Below are 16,767 nucleotides of genomic sequence, written 5' to 3'. Positions count from 1 at the left end.
TCACACCACCCGACACGTTGACGTACCACGGTTGCCCCGTATAGCTCGCATAACCGAGCAGGCCGTAGGCGTTGACTTCCGTGCTGTCGCCTTCGGCGTCGTCGGTGTCGTTGATCTGCGTGTTGCTGTAGTTGAACACGCCGCCCACGCGCCAGTGGTCGTCGATCGCCTTGTCCGCGCCGAGCAAGAGGCCGCCGTAGTTCGCGTTATAGCCCGGCGTATCGCCGCGTTGACCCTGGCTCGCATGACCGCCGAAGGCCTGGCCCCACACGCCCCAGCCCGCCAGACTCTCGCCCGTCGAAATGCCGCTCGACTCGCCGCTGTCGTTGCCGTCGGCTTGCGCGAGGCGAAGGCTTTGCACGTGATCGGCCACGACGTTCAGCACATCGATCGTCGGCGCGGCCGCGGCTTGCGACGAATTGGCTTGCTGAATCGGGCTCAATTGCGCACCGGCCTTGTTGAGCTGTGCCGTCGTGCCCGTCGCTTCGAGCGCGTCGGCCGCGTCGAACAGGTTCAACAGCCCCGCGTTGCTGACGCCCGCATAGCGCGACAAACCGCCCAAGGACTGGATCGCGTTCGGCACCGTCGCGTTCGGCGTTCCTGTCGGCGACGACGAGCCCGTTGCGGTCGCGCTGTTGATCTGCAGCACCAGATCCGTATCGACGAGCTCGCCGTTATCGACCGTCATGCTCGACCCCGTGATCGAGCTCGTATAGCCCGCGATCGAGTAATTGAGCGCGCTCTCGTTGTAGTTCACGTTGATGCCCGTCGACTCGATGACGACAAAGCGCTGTCCCGCCGCGAACGCATAATTGCCCGTCGTGCTCTTGAGTTCGACACCCGTGCCCGCGGCGAGCGTCACGTCGCCGCTCACGATCAAGCGGCCATAGCCCGTATCGCTTTCGTTACCGGTGTGTGTCGCGCCGTCCCCGACGCCGATCACGAGCGTGCCGGCCGTCTGGTTGTAGCCGCCGGTGATCGTGACCGGGTTGTTGACTTGCAGCGTGGCACCCGTGTTGTTCACCGAAAAGCTGCCAGCATTGATATTGTCGTTGAGCAGCGTGTTGCCGCTCGCGAAGACGACGTTACCGCCCGTGTTCGTGATCTCGCCCTGCGACACGAAGTCGGCGCCCGTCAGCGTACCGAACCCCGTCGTGCCGCCTGCAAAGGTCAGATCCTGGGAGGCATCGTTCTCGATGTCGCCTCGGATGATGCCGGCATTGGTGACCGTGCCGAGCGTGGCGCCGCTTCCGTTGTAAATCGCGGTGGGGCCGCTGATGATCCCGGTACTCGTGTTGTTGATGGCGCCGATCGTGCCGTAGTTCGAAATCCCCTTGATCACCCCTTCGATCAAGCCGTCGTTGATCACCGTCGTGATGATCGTCGTGCCGGAAGCGTCGGGTTCGGGACCGGCACCGGCGTTGAAGATCCCGTAATACACGCCCCCGATGATGCCGGTCGACGTATTGTGCAGCGTGCCGATCACCGAGTCGGCCGCACCGCCGGTCGATTCATTGTTGATCCCCGAGGTGCTCGTGACCGTGCCTGCGGCATTGACGCCGAGTCGGCCCGAGTTGTTGAACGTCGTGACGGTACCGTAATTGGTGAGGCCGTAGGTCCCGTAGTTCGTGGCGATGACCCCGTTGTTGTCGATTTCTCCGATGGTGCCGAAGTTATCGAGGCCGCCCGCGCCGGTGATCGTGGCATTGTTGGTCATCGAGTCGATCGTGACGCCGCTTTCGACGATCGCAGCGTACTCGGTAGCCACCAGTGTCGCACCCGAGACGAACGTCGCGCTCTCGCCGTCCCAGGTCCAATCGGCGGTCCCCGCGCTCGGCGTGCCCACGTAGACGCCGGTACCGTTCAGCGAGACTTCGTAAGCGGTAGCGAATGCCGTGGCGGGACCGAAAACCGCACCGAGCGCGGCCATCGCCACGACGATCGCCTTGAGTGCCGGGCGATCCGGTTGGCTGCCGCTCGATACGCGATCGCATGACCCGCTGCCCGATGCGCGCGCAAGTTCAGACGCCGCCTGAAAGACGTTCAGGCTCCTGTTCCAAATGACTCGATAGACGTGATTCACAAAAATCCCCAGTTGACCGTTTTTTTTACGTTGGCGCACCCGGCGCCAGGTCGGACTAACGGCCAATTCAGGGAAAACTTCAATCATTCTGCGATGGCATTCACGCCCGCGTCATATCTGTGTGGCTGAGCGACCCCTTCCCGCGAGATCCCGCCGGTGACCGGCGCCATGCGGGCCTCGGGGCGTCGCGCCGCCGCATCCGACAGCGACAGGCTGCCTCAATCAAGCGCGCGATTCGTCGACATCCATCGGGCCGCACCAGGCCTTTTTGCGTATCAGAAAAACAGACACCCCGTAGCGCCATGACGCTACGGGGTGTCACCGCCATCCTCGTCTCGGCGCAGTCGCAGAAGATCGCGTCGGACATGCCGCGCCTACGGCACCCTTGCGTGACCTTCATGCCCGCATCGGCCTCCTTCAAAACGCCGATGACGGTTCTTCCACCCACCGCAATTGCTTCGTGACACGGTTTCTCCCGCGGCATCGCCGCTCACATTAGAGCGGGATACCTCGGCGCGGGATTAAGGTCACGCATCGTCCAATCGTCACAGCGTCCATTTGAAGACACGGTGAGCCGATTATTTCGCGAGCCGGCCCGAAAATAAAAAGTCCAATAAATAATTCGATTTTCTCATTTGATTTTGCTTAACTCGGGAATGTCTTTTGTCACTATTTATTGAGTGACGAATCGTTGCATTTAATGGTTTTCAGGTAAGTGATTTCCCTTATATAATCATTTCAACCTTCCGAAACACAACGATGTCTTCACCAAGCGAGCAAACCATGAAACAGACTCTTTTTCGTACCGGCGTGGCATTGATGATGACCTGCGGATTTGCCCTGCAGGCTCAGGCGCAAGAAGCGCCGACGCGTGCACAACGCGTCGCGGAACTCGCCAATCTTGAACAGGCCGGCTACAACCCGACCGAAAGCAGCCCGGCCTACCCGTCCGATCTTTCCGCCGCGGAACAGAAAGTGGCGGCGCGTAACGGCGTCACGCGTGTGGCCGATGGCGCGCCGGTCGGCACCCCCCCCTCCGGCACCGTCCAGCGTTGATCGCACGAATCAACGCGTCACGAGGTCTCAGGACACGAACGCGCTCTGCTGCGGATACGAGAAGGCGCCCTGCCGCGCCGCCGGCAAGCGGATCGTCCACGCCGTCCCGCCGGCGGGGCCCGGCAGACGCGTCCGTCGCCGGGCACTCGCCACGTCAGGCGACGCGCGAAGGCTCGCACGTCACACGCGAACGGGCTTCGGCAATCAGCGGAACGAGCAGCAGGATGGTCAGCAATGCAAACGGCAGGACGATCAGCATCGGATTCTCATGACGGATCGCGAAGAATGTCGGCGGACCGATCAGCACGCCGATGAACGAGCACTGCGTGACGAGGCCGGCGGTGGCGCCCGCAGCCTCGGGAGCCGGCACTGCAGCCGGAATCAGCGACCAGACCAGCGAGTTCGCGGCACCGATCGTCGCGGTGAAGATCATGATGCAGGCTAAGGTCGCCGGCAGCGCGCCAGTGAGCCCCGTGACGATGTTGTAGCCGAATACGGCTGCCACGACCGCCGTGACCGGCAAGGCCATCGCGGGGCTTTTGCGCACGCGAGTGCCGACGATCACCATCGAACCGCACCAGTTGGCCAGCATCGCCACGAGGATGGTGAGCGCCGACTGGGGTCCGGAAAAGCCATACCGCGATGCCAGGATCGACGGCAGCATGGTCATGACGCTGACCTGAAGCATGCCCGCCGCCAAGGCGCCCAGTCCGACCACATAGGGCGGAAGCGTGCTCAAAACCCGCCACGTGCCTGCCGACCGGCGCATATCGGTGCGGGAGCGCGCGTGCCGCAGCGCGAACAGCGTCAAACCGACGACCAGCGCGGCCAGCGCGTGCCCGACGAAGCTGAAGCGCCACGACAGGCCTGCGGCGACCAGTTGCGCGCCGATGAACACCGCTGCGGCGAAGCCGACCGGCGTATGCGCCGCCCAGAACGCCATCGCGGCGCGCCGCGTCTCGCCGGTCGTGGTGCGCTGGATGAAAGCCGGCCCCGCCACCGAAATGCACACGTAGCCCAACCCCTGGAACAAGCGGGCCGCGAACAGCAGCCAGAGCTCGGGCGCGAGGCAAACGCCGGCATCGCCCAGGATCACGAGCGCGATGCCCGCCAGCAGCAGCCGCACGTCTCCCGTGAGGTCGACAACCACGCCGAACGCCAACGCGCCGAGCGCACAGATCAGCGTGGGAAACGACACGATCCATCCGAGATTGGCGCCAGCGATGCCGAATTCCTTGCTGATCGGTCCCAAGATCGGCACCGTCAGCGGCACGAGCGCCGTGGCGATGCTTCCGGCCAGGAAGACGATGATCGTGTGAAGCCAGACCTTGTTGCTACGGATGCCCATCGTGTCTCCTTATATAAGTATCGCCCGGACATGGCCGGACCCCGCTCGCCGGATTATCGCCAGCGGCGGAAGTTGGCAAATAGTAGATCACTCGACGCCGGCACTCACCACGGGTAAGCAAAATCCGATGACTCCGTCATCTTTATTTATGGTGAAACCTGAATCGCAGAGGGATCGCGTCAATATCGAACGCCGCAACGGGCCATATCACTTCCGACTCAGCAAAAACAGATGATGCGTGCGCGGGTTTTATTTCAGGCTGTGCATAACGCAGTCCTAGAATCGCCTGATTAATCCGGCCAAACATCGCCGATCCATCATCGCGCCCCTCGCAGGACGCCATCATTTCGGGAGACACCGTGAGCAGGAGAATCATCGATACGCATCCCCACATCATTTCTCCGGACAAGGCGCGCTATCCGATCACGCCGCTGGGCGGCAAGCGTTCCGCCTGGTCGGAGCAGCGGCCCGTGGATTTCCCCGGACTCGTGAGGGAGATGGACGCCGCCGGCATCGCCAAGGCCGCCATCGTCCACTCCTCGACCACCTATGGCTATAACGCGGCCTACGTGGCGGATGCCATCGAAGGACAGCGCGACCGTTTCGCCGGCGTATTCTCGGTCGACGTGCTGCAGCCGGATGCGCCCGCGCAAATCCGTCATTGGGTCGATCGCGGCTTGTCCGGATTGCGTCTGTTCGCCGCGGGGAGCACGGTCAAGTCCGACCCGTCGTGGATCGCCGACCCGAGAACCTATCCCGCCTGGGAGCAGTGCCAGACGATGGACATCCCGGTGGCCTTGTCGATCCGACAGGAGGCGCTGCCGCATCTGCTCGACGTCATGTCGCGCTATCCCGGCGTACGGCTGATCCTCGATCATTTGCTGCTCTCGCCGATCGAGGACGGTGCGCCTTATGCGGCGTCGGCACCGATGTTCGCGCTTGCGCGCCATCCGCAGGTGTACCTGAAGCTGACCACCAACAACGTGCGCCGCGCGCACGATGGCCGAGCCACCGCCGAGACATTCTTCGGACAGCTCGTCGACCGCTTCGGCTCCTCCCGCATCATGTGGGGCTCCAACTTTCCCAACGAGCCCGGCCCGCTCGCGCAGCAGGTCGACGAGGCCAAGGCTGCACTGGCCTTTCTGCCGGAGAAGGATCAGGACAATATTTTCTGGCAGACGGCGGTCGCGCTCTATCCCTCGCTCGGCGAAGACGCCACACGCGCACCGCACGCATCGCACGCACCGCAAGCCAATAGGACGTAAGCCGCCATGTTCATTTCGTCAACCACGGGAGGTTCGCGATGACGCCGCGCGGCATCAAGATATCTGACATCGCCTACGTCAGGCTGCGCGCCCCCGATCTCGATACGATGGAGCAGTTCCTGCTCGACTTCGGCATGGTGCGGTCCGAACGGACGGCCAACCGGCTCTATATGCGAGGCACGGGGCCGGCGCATCACATCCACATCACCGAGAAGGGCGAATCCGCTTTCGTCAGCCTGGCCTATTACGCCGCCAGTGAGGAAGACCTGCATCGCGTCGCCGGATTTCCGGACGCGGTGTCCGGCGTGCACGACGTCGACGAGCCCGGCGGCGGCAAGCGGGTGCTGCTCAAGGAGCCGAACAACGGTTTCAACATCGAGATCGTCCACGGCATCCGGGCGCTGCCGGAGCTCCCCGTCGAATACCGCTCGCCGACATGGGACGAGGACGTGATGCGCACGGTGGGCAATCCCGGGCGGCTGCGCTTCGGTCCTGCCCACGTCAGGCGTCTGTCCCACGGCGTGATCTCGTCGCCGCACATGGAGCAGACGCTGGCCTGGTTCAGCCAATGGCTCGGATTGCTCTGCACCGACATCTTCTATATCGGCAGTCGTGACAATCCGGTCGGCGGCTTCTACCGACTGGACCGCGGCGAGGAGCTCGTCGATCACCATGTCCTCAATTGCTATCGCAATCCGCGTTCGGGCTTTCAGCACGCATCGTTCGTCGTGGAGGACGTCGAGGATCTGCTGATCGGTCACAGCCATCTGATGCGCACCGACAAATACACGCATATCCGTGGCGTCGGCTATCACCCGCCGGGCGGCCAGATCTACGACTACTGGCTGAATCCGTGGGGCACAATGCATGAACTGTACTTGCCGACGCAACGCTTCGACAGCACGGCGCCGGCGAACATCATGCCGGCACCGGGGGCGCACAACCCCACGTCCGATTTTGCCAATACGATCACGGAGGCGGCGGCCCATGGCATCGGTGATTGACAGCCCGCCGTCGCGCACGGCCGTGCAGAAGCTGCTGGCCCGAGCGGCCGGCCGCACGCACGTGGAGGTCGGTGAAGTGGTCTATCCGGAGCCGGATCTCGTCACGATTCACGACGGCTTCTCCGAAGGCGCCTACCGCGAGCTGAGCGCCCTGGGCTATCGCGCGCTGCGTCATCCCGAGCGGATCATGTTCGTGACGGACCACGAGGTGGCCTACAGTTCGCCCGCCGCCGTCTCGCGCGGCACGGTGATCCGCGATATCTCCAAGCGTTGGGATATCGGCCATTTCTTCGACGTGGGACGCGGCGGCCACGGCCATCTGTTTCCCATCGAGAACGGCATGGTGCGGCCGGGCATGGTCGTGTTCTCCTACGACATGCACTGCACCACCTTCGGCGCGGTCGGCGCGCTGGCCTTCGGCGTCGGGCCCGAAGTGACCACGGTGCTGGCCACGGGCACGCTGTGGACGCAAGTTCCCGCCACCATCCGCGTCGACCTCGTCGGGCGGCTGCCGCGCGGCAGCCATGCGCGGGACGTGGGCTTCGTGCTCACCAAGGGGCTTGCGGAAAACCGCTGGGCCGTCGATTACGACTACCGGGTCATCGAGTTCGGCGGTCCGGGTGCCGAGACGTTCGATCTCGCCGGGCGCGTGGCCTTGTGCAACTCCGTGACGGAGCTCGGCATTGCCAGCGTGCTGTTCGACGTTGCGCCGCCCGATGTCGAGCGCGCGCAGTTTGCGGCGTTCGCCAGCGATCCGCACGCGGCGTTCGAAGCCCGCATCGAAATCGATCTGGGACAGATCGAGCCCCAGGTCGCGTTGCCGGGCGGCCCCGAAAACGCGGTGCCCGTGGGCGACGCGAAGGGCCGCCCGATACAGCATGCATTCATCGGCTCCTGCGGATCCGGCATGTACGAGGACTTCGCCGACGCGGCAGCGCTGCTGCGCGGCCGTCGCATCGCGGACGGCGTGCGCATGTTCATCGTGCCGGGCTCGGTGCAGACGGCGCAGCGCCTCGCCGGAGACGGTCTGAGCCAGATCTTCATGGAAGCCGGGGCGATGCTGCTGCCCTCCGGATGCGGACCCTGCGCCAACGGACTGATGGCGCCGCTCGGTACCGGCGAAGTATCGATCTCCACGGCGGCCATCAATCACAGCGGACGCTTCGGCGCGCCCGGTGGCGAACCTTATCTAGGCAGCCCGCTCACTGTCGCCGCCTCGGCGCTGGCGGGCCGCATCGTTGATCCGAGGGATTATGTCGACACCATCTGAAACCACCGCGAACCTCGTGCGGCGCGGCATCTGCCATGTTCTTCCCGATGAGGTCTCGCTCGACGACGGCATCATTCCGGCGCGCTTCGCGGCGCAACGTGTCATGGACCCGTCGGTGTTGCGCGCGCACCTGTTCGAGACGATCGATCCGGAACTGGCGCAGCGCATCGCCCCGGGCGACATCGTCATCGCCGGCAAGCACTTCGCATGCGGCAAGCCGCGGCTGCAGGGCTTCATCGCCATGGCGGCGCTCGATCTGTCGATCATCTGCACGTCGATGCCGTACAAGATGCTGCGCCGTGCCGTCGCGCGCGCGATTCCGGTGATCACGGGCGCACCCACGCCGCACGGCATGGCCGACCCCGGCGACGAGATCGAAATGGATTTCTCGACCGGGGTACTGCGCAACTTCACGCGCGGTGTCGATCTGACCATTCCGGCGATGCCGCCCGTGCTGAGCACCATCGTCAGCACCGGCGGCACGCAGGCCGCCCTCGAGGATTGGCTCGCCCGGCATCCCGAGCAGGCCTAGCGTCAGACGGCGGCAGCGCCGTCTTCAAACACGATCGGCAACGCATCGATCAGCACGAAAGCAACGGTGCACGCTTCGTCGCCACGATTGGACCATCGATGGATCGTGCCGCGCTGCACGAGCACATCGCCGGCGGCTAACGCGACTTCGACGCCATCATCGAGCTCCAGTACGATCGCGCCGGCGACCACCAGCCCATAATCGAGCGTCTGCGTGCGATGCATGCGCCCGGAACAGCCGGCGTCATAGCGCACGATGCGGAAGCTCGCGCCGTTGGCAATGCGTGCCTCCGTCGAGCGCGTCGCCCCGTCCGCCGGGTCGAGATTGTCGGCGGGCACGCAATCGCTGGCCCAGACGACGCAGACTTCCTGGCCGGGCCGGGAAATCGTCGCGGCCATCGTCGCGTCGTCGACGACCACGGCTTTCAGCGACGCATCGTGTCCGGTGATCACGCGCCTTATGTTCAAGCCCATGTGATCCCCTCCTTCACGCGTGCGCGCCGGCCGGCGCATACGCACTGGCGCGATCCAGCAGCGCCAGCGCGTCCGCATCGAGCGATAGCCGAGCGGCGACCAGCAAGCTGTCGATCTGCGGGATCGACGTCGCACTCGCGATGGGTGCGGTGATCCCGCTCTGGGCCGCAGTCCACGCGATCGCCACCTGCGCCGGCGTCACGTCGTTGCGTTCGGCGACGGCGTCGAGCGCGTCGAGAATGCGAAAGCCACGCGCGTTCATGTAGGCCTGATTGCTGGCTTTGCGGCGGCTCGCACTCACATCGTCCGCGGTGCGGTACTTGCCGCTCAGGAAGCCGTTGGCCAGCGCCTTGAAACTGATGACACCGATATCCTCGGCGCAGCACAGCGGCGCGAAGATCTGCTCGAACTCGCGCCGATCATAGAGGTTGTACAGCGGCTGCAGCACCTCATAGCGCGGCAATCCGCGCGCTCGGCTGACCTCCATGGCCGCCTTCAGGCGATCCGGGTCATGGTTGGAAACGCCGATCGCGCGCACCTTGCCCGCCTTGATCAAGTCGTCAAACGCGCCGAGCGTTTCCTCGAACGCCACCGTGTCGTCGTTGTAGTGCGCCTGGTAGAGATCGATGTAGTCGGTCTGAAGCCGCTTCAGCGAACCCTCGACGGCAGTCTTGATGTGTTGGGCGGAGAGCCCTTTCTGCCCAGGATGCAGCTCACCGCCGACCTTGGTCGCCACGAGCAGCCGCTCTCGTCCACCGCGCGCTTTCAGCCAGTTGCCGATGATCGTCTCCGATTCGCCACCGGTGTTGCCGGGGACCCACTTCGAATACACATCGGCCGTGTCGACGAGCGAGAAGCCCGCGTCGACGAAGCGGTCGAGGATGGCGTGAGACATCTGCTGATCCGCGGTCCAGCCGAAGACATTGCCGCCGAGCGCAAGCGGCAGCGTCGTCAGACCGGAGCGCCCGAGCGGGCGCGGATTCGGGGTCGCGTTCATGATGCGGCTTTCTCCTGGTTGTGCGGTTCCATTGCGTCGAGCAGCCGCAGCGCGTCGCGCGCCATGGACATGTCGGCGACAACCTCGAACGGCAACGCACTGCGCTGCAAGTGCATGCTGATGTTGAGTTCCTGCAGGTAGCGCAACTGCACCTCCGGCAACAACAGATCCTCCGCGAACGGATGATTGTCCTGATAGAACCGCCATTGACTGCGGCCTTCCTCGATGCCGGAATCAGGAAGCGCCGTGGTCCAGGCCGCCGCGTAGGCGTCCCACGAGGCCGGGCTATGCAGCCGCCGGTAAAGCAGCGCATAGGCGGCCAGCGTGCGCGTCAGCGCGTCGCGCTTCTCGCGGATCACCGCGCAGGGGGCGAACGAAGCCTGGTTCGGGAAGTCGGGCAATTCGCGCCAAAGGACGCCGTCTTCGAGCGCGTGCACGCCGTAGTGCTGCTGATTGTCGAACACCTCGGTCTCGCCGAAGCCGGCATCGACTTCGCCTCTGAGCAGGGCTTTGAAGATCGTGCCGCTGTTGCCGATCGAGACGAACCGGACGCTCGCCGGATCGATATCATGCTTGCGCAACGCGGCGAAGATGAGCTGGTGCGTCAACGCCCCGAGCTTGCCGACACCGACGGTGCGGCCGGCGAGATCCTCGAGACGGCGGATGTCGGGCTTGCGAGAGTAGACCGCGTGCACGGTGAGCAAGTTCGAAGCCGCCACGACCCGCAGCGGCGCCTCCTTGGCAATCGCGGTCAGCGCCGGGCCGAAGCCCGCCTGCACCGCGATATCCGCCTTGCCCGCGAGCAGCAAATCGACCGCCTCCGCGCCGTTGGTCACATAGGTCCGCCGGATATCGACGCCCAGGCGCTGCGCATAGCCTTCTGCGCGCATCAGTTCGACCGTGGCCAGCTCGTGCGTCCCGCCGACGTCGATGACACGGACCGGAATCAGACCCGCGTTCATCCTCGGAGCCTGTCCGGCAGACGCCGAATTCAAGTCCGCCATTATTTATCCGCCAGGGCGGGATACAGCGTCGCCGCGGTGCGCCAGAAGATGTTTTCCTGATCTTCCTGCGGCAGGAAGGCCAGTGTCGCCTTGCCGTGCGCGACGATCTCCGGAAGGGATTGCTCCACAGCGGGGTAATTCGAACCCCATGCGATGCGTTGCGAGCCGAAGGCGCCGAGCAACTTTTCGAAGAATGACTCCGGCGTGGCGCTGCCCTCCTGGGTACGGCGGATGATGGCGCTCGTCAGCTTCAGATAAATGTTCGGATAGTGCGCCATCTCGAACATCGGCGTCGCTGCGGCGTAGGCCGGACCATCGCTGATCGGCGCATGCAGCAGATGGTCGAGGACGATGCGCACCGAGGGATAACGCTTCGCGATCTGTGTCAGATGCGGCAACCCTTCCTGGCGCATCGAAATCGCGACCGCAATGCCATGCTGCTCGCAATATTCCCAGGCCGGATAGCTCGCCGGATCGGCGATCCACGATTGATCGGTCTTGACCGTGCTGCCCGCCGCGAACAAGCGCAAGCCGGACAGTCCGCGATCGAGCCAGTAGCGGATGCGCTGGGGCGCGTCGGCGGCTCGGACATCGACCGAAAACACGCCCGTGAAGCGTTGCTGATGCTCGGCGATCGAATCGGCGAGATAGGAATTGTCGTAACCGTAGGTGGTGGAAGAATGGACGATCGCCGCCTTGGTGATCCCGGCCTCGTCCATGCCGGCGACGAGTTGTTCGAAGTCGACCGGTCGATGTGTCGACCATTCCGAGCGTTTGCCGCCCAGGGGAGAAACCGGATAGCGTTGGCTGTCCGCGGAGATGATGTGCGGATGAATGTCGAACAATTTTTCTGGCATGTAACTTCGCTCTCTCCGTTGGGCCGGAACGTGAAACTGGCCCATGTGTTGATTAAGTACGAAATCGATGATCCTCGGCGCTGCACATGCGTGCGTGAAACGCCATCGGGCAAGCGTTCCCGGCGGTTTGCATTGACGGAGAGATTCTAGATTTGCGTCACACGCGCCCGAAAATAAAACAATTGCCGAGATCATCGGTTTTTGCTGAGTACCCCCGGCGGGGTCTTGAGCGCGCCGATCTTTCGCTTAAGATGTGATCACCCAAAGCGTGCATCCGCCGCATGCGCTTGATCGGGTTAACGCCGGGGAAAGCCTCCGATCGCACAGTGCCAGCGCGCTGATTCCGCATCAATTAGAGATCCTAATATGTTGATAGTCGATGCCCAGATACATATCTGGGCGGCCGGAATTGCCTCGGCCCACCATACCCACAAACAGAATCCATTCACCACCGAGGCGCTGCAAAGCGAGATGCTGGCCGCGGGCGTGGACTGCGCCCTGCTCGCGCCGCCGGGATGGGACCCCGGTGGCAATGACTACTCGCTCGAAGCGGCGCGTGTTCATCCCGGGCGCTTCGCCGTCACGGGCGGCATCGACTGGAAAGGGCCGCCGGACCCGCGGCGCATTCGCGACTGGCGCAAGCAGGCCGGCATGTACGGCTTGCGTTTGAGTTTCAACACGCCGGAAAAACAAGCGCAGTTGGCGGGCGGCATCGCCGACTGGATTTGGACCGAAGCCGAACGCGCGGACCTGCCGGTGATGCTGCTGATTCCCGGCGGCGTACCGCTCGTGGCCGACATCGCCCGGCGCTTTCCGAACCTGCGCATATGCGTCGATCACCTTGGCATCCCACGGGGCGCCAAGGATGGCGCGGCGTTCGAGCATCTGCCGCAACTGCTGTCCCTCGCCGCATTCCGGAACATCTCGGTCAAGGCCGGCGGGTTGCCGACCTATTCGACGATCGACGCCTTTCCGCATCCGTCGCTGCATGGCTATCTGCGGCAGGTCTATGACGCCTATGGCCCGGAGCGGATGTTCTGGGCATCGGACCTCACGCGAATGTCCTGCCGCTATCGCGAGGTCGTCACGCTGATGACCGAAGGCATTCCCTGGCTGTCACAACAAGACAAGCGCCTGATCATGGGTGAATCCGTGTGTCACTGGCTTGGCTGGAGCCCCGCAACGGGCGCATAACCATAAGCCTCCGCGAGAGGCATGAGAGGAGAACGTGAATGGCAAACAGTCCGTCGGATATCGGCGCGGAGTTGCAGTTCCATCCGCATACCCATGGCGCGACGCGATCACCACCGCTGACCGCGAATCAATGGCGGGTGCTGGCCTTCTGCGCGATTGCGGGCATGCTCGAGACGATGGACATGTACGTCATCGCCTTCGTGCTGGCCGTCATCACCCAGCCCTGGCATCTGAGCTACGGCACGTCCGCCGTGATCCTGTTTTCCTCCGGAATCGGCGCAGTGTGCGGCTCGTTCGTCTGGGGGCATGTGGCTGATCGGATCGGGCGCAAGAAGACGGTGATCGCCACCATTTTCACGTGCTCGGCGGCGAGTCTGGCATTGGCCTTCGTGCCGTCCGGCAACTGGGTTCTGCTTGCGGCGCTGCGGACCTTGCTCGGCTTCGGCACCGGCGGCTTCTTCATCTTCGTCATGCTCGTGCAGGAATTCATGCCGGCCGGGAATCGCGGCTTTGCCTGCGGCGTGGTGTCGACGGCCGCGGGCGGCGGCCTGCTGCTCGGCGCGCTGTGCGCCTCGTTCCTGATGCCGCACATCGGCTGGCGCGGCATGTTCGGCATCGGCGCGCTGCCCGCGGTACTCGGTTTGCTGGGCCAGTTTTTTATTCCGGAATCGCCACGCTGGGCCCTCGCGCATGGTTACACCGACCTGGGCCGGCGCACGCTGGCGTGGGCGCTGGGCCCATCGGCGGAGATCGAGCGCATCGTGCAGGCGCACGGCGCGGTGCCGCAGCGCCCGCGCTGGCGTCAGATGCTCGCGCACAGGCGCAGCTTTTTCTCGGGTGCCCTGATCAATTTCGGCGTCGTCACGGGCTACTACGGCACCGTGCTCTGGGCCCCGACGCTGCTATCGCAAGTGCTCGGCATCCCGGGGTCGCAGGCGGCGAAGCTCATGATCGGCTTCAGCCTGGCCGGACTCCTGTGCCGCTTCGCCACGGGCTGGCTGTCCGACCGCATCGGCCGTCGCGCCTGCGGCGCGGTGGCCGCCTGCGGCACGACGCTGTGTCTGCTCGTCGCAGGACTCGTCGGTCATGGCGATCTGTTCGTCAGCGCCCTGTTCTGGTTGCCGTTCGGACTGGCGTTCGTGCTGGCCGACAGCAGCTTCGCCATCATGGCCATGTACACCTCGGAAATATGGCCATCGGGTCTGCGCGGGCGCGGTTCGGGCATCAGCTACGCCATCGGCAGCATCGGCAAGATCATCGGTCCGCTCGGGCTCTCCGTGGTGGTCGGATCCGCCAGCCTGATCAGACCGGAAGCCACCATCCAGTCCATCGTCACGGCGTTCTGCTACCTCGGTGCAATGTTCCTGCTTGCCGGTCTCGTCTATGTGCTCGTGGCACGCGAAACCAAGGGCCGGACCTTGGAGCAGATCGATCAGCAACTGCACTGATCGCAGACGTCGACTTCAGACATCGACCGCGGGCCGACCGACATCGCAATTCGTAATTCGCAACTTGCAACTTGCAACTTGCAACTCGCAATTCGCAATGCGCGATGCGCAACTCGCAATGCGCGATCGTCGAGCGCCCGGACGAAACCGGAAGGGTCTGAAAGCAGGGTTGATACGGACGGCTGATCGAGGTTAAGCAAAATCATATGAGCCCTGCAGATTTCAGATAACCTCGTTCAACCCAGCGCCTCTACACTGATTCTCGTCGCTTTGACCGTCGCGCCGGATGACCCCCGCCGCCGCGCTTTTCGACCCACGTCAATCCTGATTATCAGCGTCAGACGCAAAGGTACATTGATGCCGCAACAAACACTGATCCGCCTTAGCACGCTGCTGGGCACCTACCCCAAAACCAGCGCGCTCAAGACTGGGGCCGTGAAAGTCGAAGGCGCGGAGCTCGATATCGCACCCTTCGACGACGCCATGAAGGGTTTCAAGCTTGCGGTGCGGGACTTGAAATTCGATCTTTCGGAGTTGGCGCTGTCGACCTTCCTGCAAGCACGATCCGTCGGCAAACCGTTCCTGCTGCTGCCGTTCGTGATGAACGGCAAGTTTCATCATGCGAGCCTGCTGCGACGCACCGACGATCCGTTCAAGGCAAGCGAACTGCACGGCCGCAAGGTCGCCATGCGCTCGTATTCGCAAACGACGCCGACCTGGGTCCGCGGCTTTCTGATGGATGACTTCGGCATCGAGGTCGACAAGGTCCGCTGGCTCGTCAAGGAAGGCGGCCACGTCGCCGAGTGTTCCGATCCGGCGTGGGTGTCGCGCCTGGAAGGCGACGAGGATCTGTTTCAGGCACTCGTCGATGGCGATGTCGATGCCATTCTGTATGGCGCGAAACGCGTAGGCGATGATCGCGTGACCTCCGTCATCGACGATCCGGCCGCCGCCCAACGTGCGTGGCATGCTCGCTACCACGCCGTGCCGATCAATCACATGGTGGTGATCCGGCAAGAGCTCGCGGACGAGCGGCCCGATATCGTGCGCGCCGCTTACAAGGCCTTGGTCGAAAGCCGCCGAGCCGCCGAAGGGGAACCGAAATCCGGAGACCTCGTACTCGAGCCGCATGGCTTTGCCGCCGTGCAATCCGCGGTCGAAATCGGTGTGCGTTATGCCGTCGCTCAAGGGCTGATTCCAAAAGCCTTTACGATGGATGAACTCTACGGATCTGTGCGCGACGCCCTCGCCGGCATCGCCTGAAGGCAAAACATCATGCATTCCCCTATTACAGGCATTTCCTACGCGCGCTTGAGCGTCCCCGATCTCGACGTGATGCAGACGTTTCTGACCGATTTCGGCTTGATTCTCGTGCATCGCGACAGTAAGCGACTCTATATGCGCGGCACCGGTGACGCACCGTTCATTCACGTCTGCGAACTCGGCGAACCCGGCACGATCGCCTTCGGCTATGACGCCGCCGACGAATCCGTGCTGCACGACTTCGTGGCCGCGGGCGACGCGAAGTCGGTCGAGCCGATCGACGAACCGGGGGGCGGCCGGCGCGTAGTGCTCAGCGCGCCGGACGGCTTCGAGATCGAAATCGTCAGCGGCCGTGAAAAGGCGCCGCCGCTGCCGCTACGCGAATTCGTCCGCGGCAGCAGCGGCGCCAGCATCCTGCGCGGGCCGTCGCGCGTGCGCCGGGTCAGCCACGGCGTGCTGACCACGCCGAACATGGATGCCACGCTCAACTGGTATCACCAGAAGCTGGGCCTCATTCCGTCGGACGAGATCTATGCCGGGACACCCGACAATCGCCTGGGCGTGTTTTCGCGTCTGGATCGAGGCGAGGAGCCGGTCGACCACCATGTGATCTTTGTCGTGCGCCACGAGAAATCCGGCGCGCATCACGTGTCCTTCGAAGTCGAGAACGCCGACGACATTTTCAAGGGCCACGACTATCTGCAGCGGCTGGGCAAATACGAACATATCCGCGGCATCAGCCGCCATGCACTGGGCTCGCAGATCTTCGATTACTGGATGAGCCCGTTCGAGCAGATCCACGAGCACTGGATTTCGTCCGAGCAAATGACGCGTGACAGCGCGTTCGGTGCACATCGGGTCGATTCCGACATGGCACACGATCACGGTGACAAGGTCACCCCCCGCTTTTCGAAGCATGTTTCGCCGTTCACGCGCCGGCTCTCGTGACGCGGGTGATGTTGCTGACGGGCGG

At 63.8% G+C, this 16,767-nt stretch carries 16 protein-coding genes; 9 read left to right on the top strand and 7 right to left on the bottom strand.

What is annotated here, in order from left to right:
* On the bottom strand, window positions 1–2,083 hold a 2,083-nt coding region (locus tag D7S86_RS08020), incomplete at its 3' end, for an autotransporter domain-containing protein (protein ID WP_121085213.1).
* 783 nt (window positions 2,084–2,866) lie between these two features.
* Here D7S86_RS08020 and D7S86_RS08015 point away from each other — a divergent pair.
* Window positions 2,867–3,139, top strand: coding sequence for a DUF4148 domain-containing protein (locus D7S86_RS08015; RefSeq protein ID WP_158601898.1), 273 nt, complete (start codon window positions 2,867–2,869; stop codon window positions 3,137–3,139).
* A gap of 154 nt (window positions 3,140–3,293) precedes the next feature.
* Here D7S86_RS08015 and D7S86_RS08010 read toward each other — a convergent pair whose 3' ends face one another.
* Both D7S86_RS08010 and D7S86_RS08005 read right to left on the bottom strand, forming a co-directional pair.
* Window positions 3,294–4,487, bottom strand: coding sequence for an MFS transporter (locus tag D7S86_RS08010; RefSeq protein ID WP_121085211.1), 1,194 nt, complete (start codon window positions 4,485–4,487; stop codon window positions 3,294–3,296).
* Window positions 4,488–4,629: 142 nt separating this feature from the next.
* Entirely contained in the window at window positions 4,630–4,863 is a 234-nt protein-coding gene (locus D7S86_RS08005; protein WP_147432256.1) for a hypothetical protein, read from the bottom strand.
* Here D7S86_RS08005 and D7S86_RS08000 point away from each other — a divergent pair.
* From D7S86_RS08000 to D7S86_RS07990, 4 genes are read left to right on the top strand one after another with little or no spacing between them, the layout of a single operon-like run.
* The gene (locus D7S86_RS08000) at window positions 4,847–5,752 is read left to right on the top strand and encodes an amidohydrolase family protein (RefSeq protein ID WP_158601897.1); all 906 of its coding nucleotides are present in this window, start codon (window positions 4,847–4,849) and stop codon (window positions 5,750–5,752) included. The two genes, D7S86_RS08005 and D7S86_RS08000, sit on opposite strands and share 17 nt — an antisense overlap.
* Before the next feature lie 38 nt (window positions 5,753–5,790).
* The gene (locus tag D7S86_RS29450; RefSeq protein ID WP_158601896.1) at window positions 5,791–6,756 is read left to right on the top strand and encodes a VOC family protein; all 966 of its coding nucleotides are present in this window, start codon (window positions 5,791–5,793) and stop codon (window positions 6,754–6,756) included.
* Window positions 6,740–8,026 (top strand): 3-isopropylmalate dehydratase large subunit, encoded by a 1,287-nt coding sequence (locus tag D7S86_RS07995; protein ID WP_158601895.1) that lies wholly within the window; start codon window positions 6,740–6,742, stop codon window positions 8,024–8,026. The genes D7S86_RS29450 and D7S86_RS07995 overlap by 17 nt, the downstream gene beginning before the upstream one ends.
* Window positions 8,010–8,558, top strand: a complete 549-nt coding sequence (locus tag D7S86_RS07990) for a 3-isopropylmalate dehydratase small subunit (RefSeq protein ID WP_147432255.1) — start codon at window positions 8,010–8,012, stop codon at window positions 8,556–8,558. Before D7S86_RS07995 ends, D7S86_RS07990 begins: the two co-directional genes overlap by 17 nt.
* A 2-nt stretch (window positions 8,559–8,560) precedes the next feature.
* Here the strand turns inward: D7S86_RS07990 and D7S86_RS07985 are convergent, their stop codons facing one another.
* Genes D7S86_RS07985 through D7S86_RS07970 form a run of 4 tightly spaced genes read right to left on the bottom strand, consistent with a single transcriptional unit; the run spans window position 8,561 to window position 11,889 of the window.
* On the bottom strand, window positions 8,561–9,070 hold the full coding sequence (locus D7S86_RS07985; RefSeq protein ID WP_158601894.1) for a cupin domain-containing protein: 510 nt from the start codon (window positions 9,068–9,070) through the stop codon (window positions 8,561–8,563).
* Complete coding sequence (locus tag D7S86_RS07980) at window positions 9,045–10,028, bottom strand: aldo/keto reductase (protein ID WP_121085205.1); 984 nt, start codon at window positions 10,026–10,028, stop codon at window positions 9,045–9,047. The genes D7S86_RS07985 and D7S86_RS07980 overlap by 26 nt, the downstream gene beginning before the upstream one ends.
* Entirely contained in the window at window positions 10,025–10,990 is a 966-nt protein-coding gene (locus D7S86_RS07975; protein ID WP_158601893.1) for an ABC transporter substrate-binding protein, read from the bottom strand. Before D7S86_RS07975 ends, D7S86_RS07980 begins: the two co-directional genes overlap by 4 nt.
* Before the next feature lie 41 nt (window positions 10,991–11,031).
* Window positions 11,032–11,889, bottom strand: a complete 858-nt coding sequence (locus D7S86_RS07970; RefSeq protein WP_121085203.1) for an amidohydrolase family protein — start codon at window positions 11,887–11,889, stop codon at window positions 11,032–11,034.
* Window positions 11,890–12,255: 366 nt separating this feature from the next.
* Between D7S86_RS07970 and D7S86_RS07965 the strand changes: the two genes are divergently transcribed.
* The 4 genes from D7S86_RS07965 (at window position 12,256) to D7S86_RS07950 (ending at window position 16,742) form a co-directional block, all read left to right on the top strand.
* Window positions 12,256–13,083 carry an amidohydrolase family protein gene (locus tag D7S86_RS07965; RefSeq protein WP_121085202.1) on the top strand — a complete coding sequence of 276 codons (828 nt, stop codon included), beginning with the start codon at window positions 12,256–12,258 and terminating at the stop codon, window positions 13,081–13,083.
* 38 nt (window positions 13,084–13,121) lie between these two features.
* Window positions 13,122–14,531 carry an MFS transporter gene (locus D7S86_RS07960; RefSeq protein ID WP_121085201.1) on the top strand — a complete coding sequence of 470 codons (1,410 nt, stop codon included), beginning with the start codon at window positions 13,122–13,124 and terminating at the stop codon, window positions 14,529–14,531.
* A gap of 354 nt (window positions 14,532–14,885) precedes the next feature.
* Window positions 14,886–15,794, top strand: a complete 909-nt coding sequence (locus tag D7S86_RS07955; RefSeq protein ID WP_158601892.1) for a substrate-binding domain-containing protein — start codon at window positions 14,886–14,888, stop codon at window positions 15,792–15,794.
* 12 nt (window positions 15,795–15,806) lie between these two features.
* Window positions 15,807–16,742: a VOC family protein gene (locus D7S86_RS07950; protein WP_121085199.1), complete on the top strand. Its 936-nt coding sequence runs from the start codon at window positions 15,807–15,809 to the stop codon at window positions 16,740–16,742.
* Window positions 16,743–16,767: the final 25 nt, after the last annotated feature.

Origin of the sequence: Pararobbsia silviterrae, assembly GCF_003628125.1 — a bacterium.
In the GTDB taxonomy this organism is placed as follows: domain Bacteria; phylum Pseudomonadota; class Gammaproteobacteria; order Burkholderiales; family Burkholderiaceae; genus Pararobbsia; species Pararobbsia silviterrae.
This window is presented reverse-complemented; position numbering and strand designations above follow the sequence as displayed.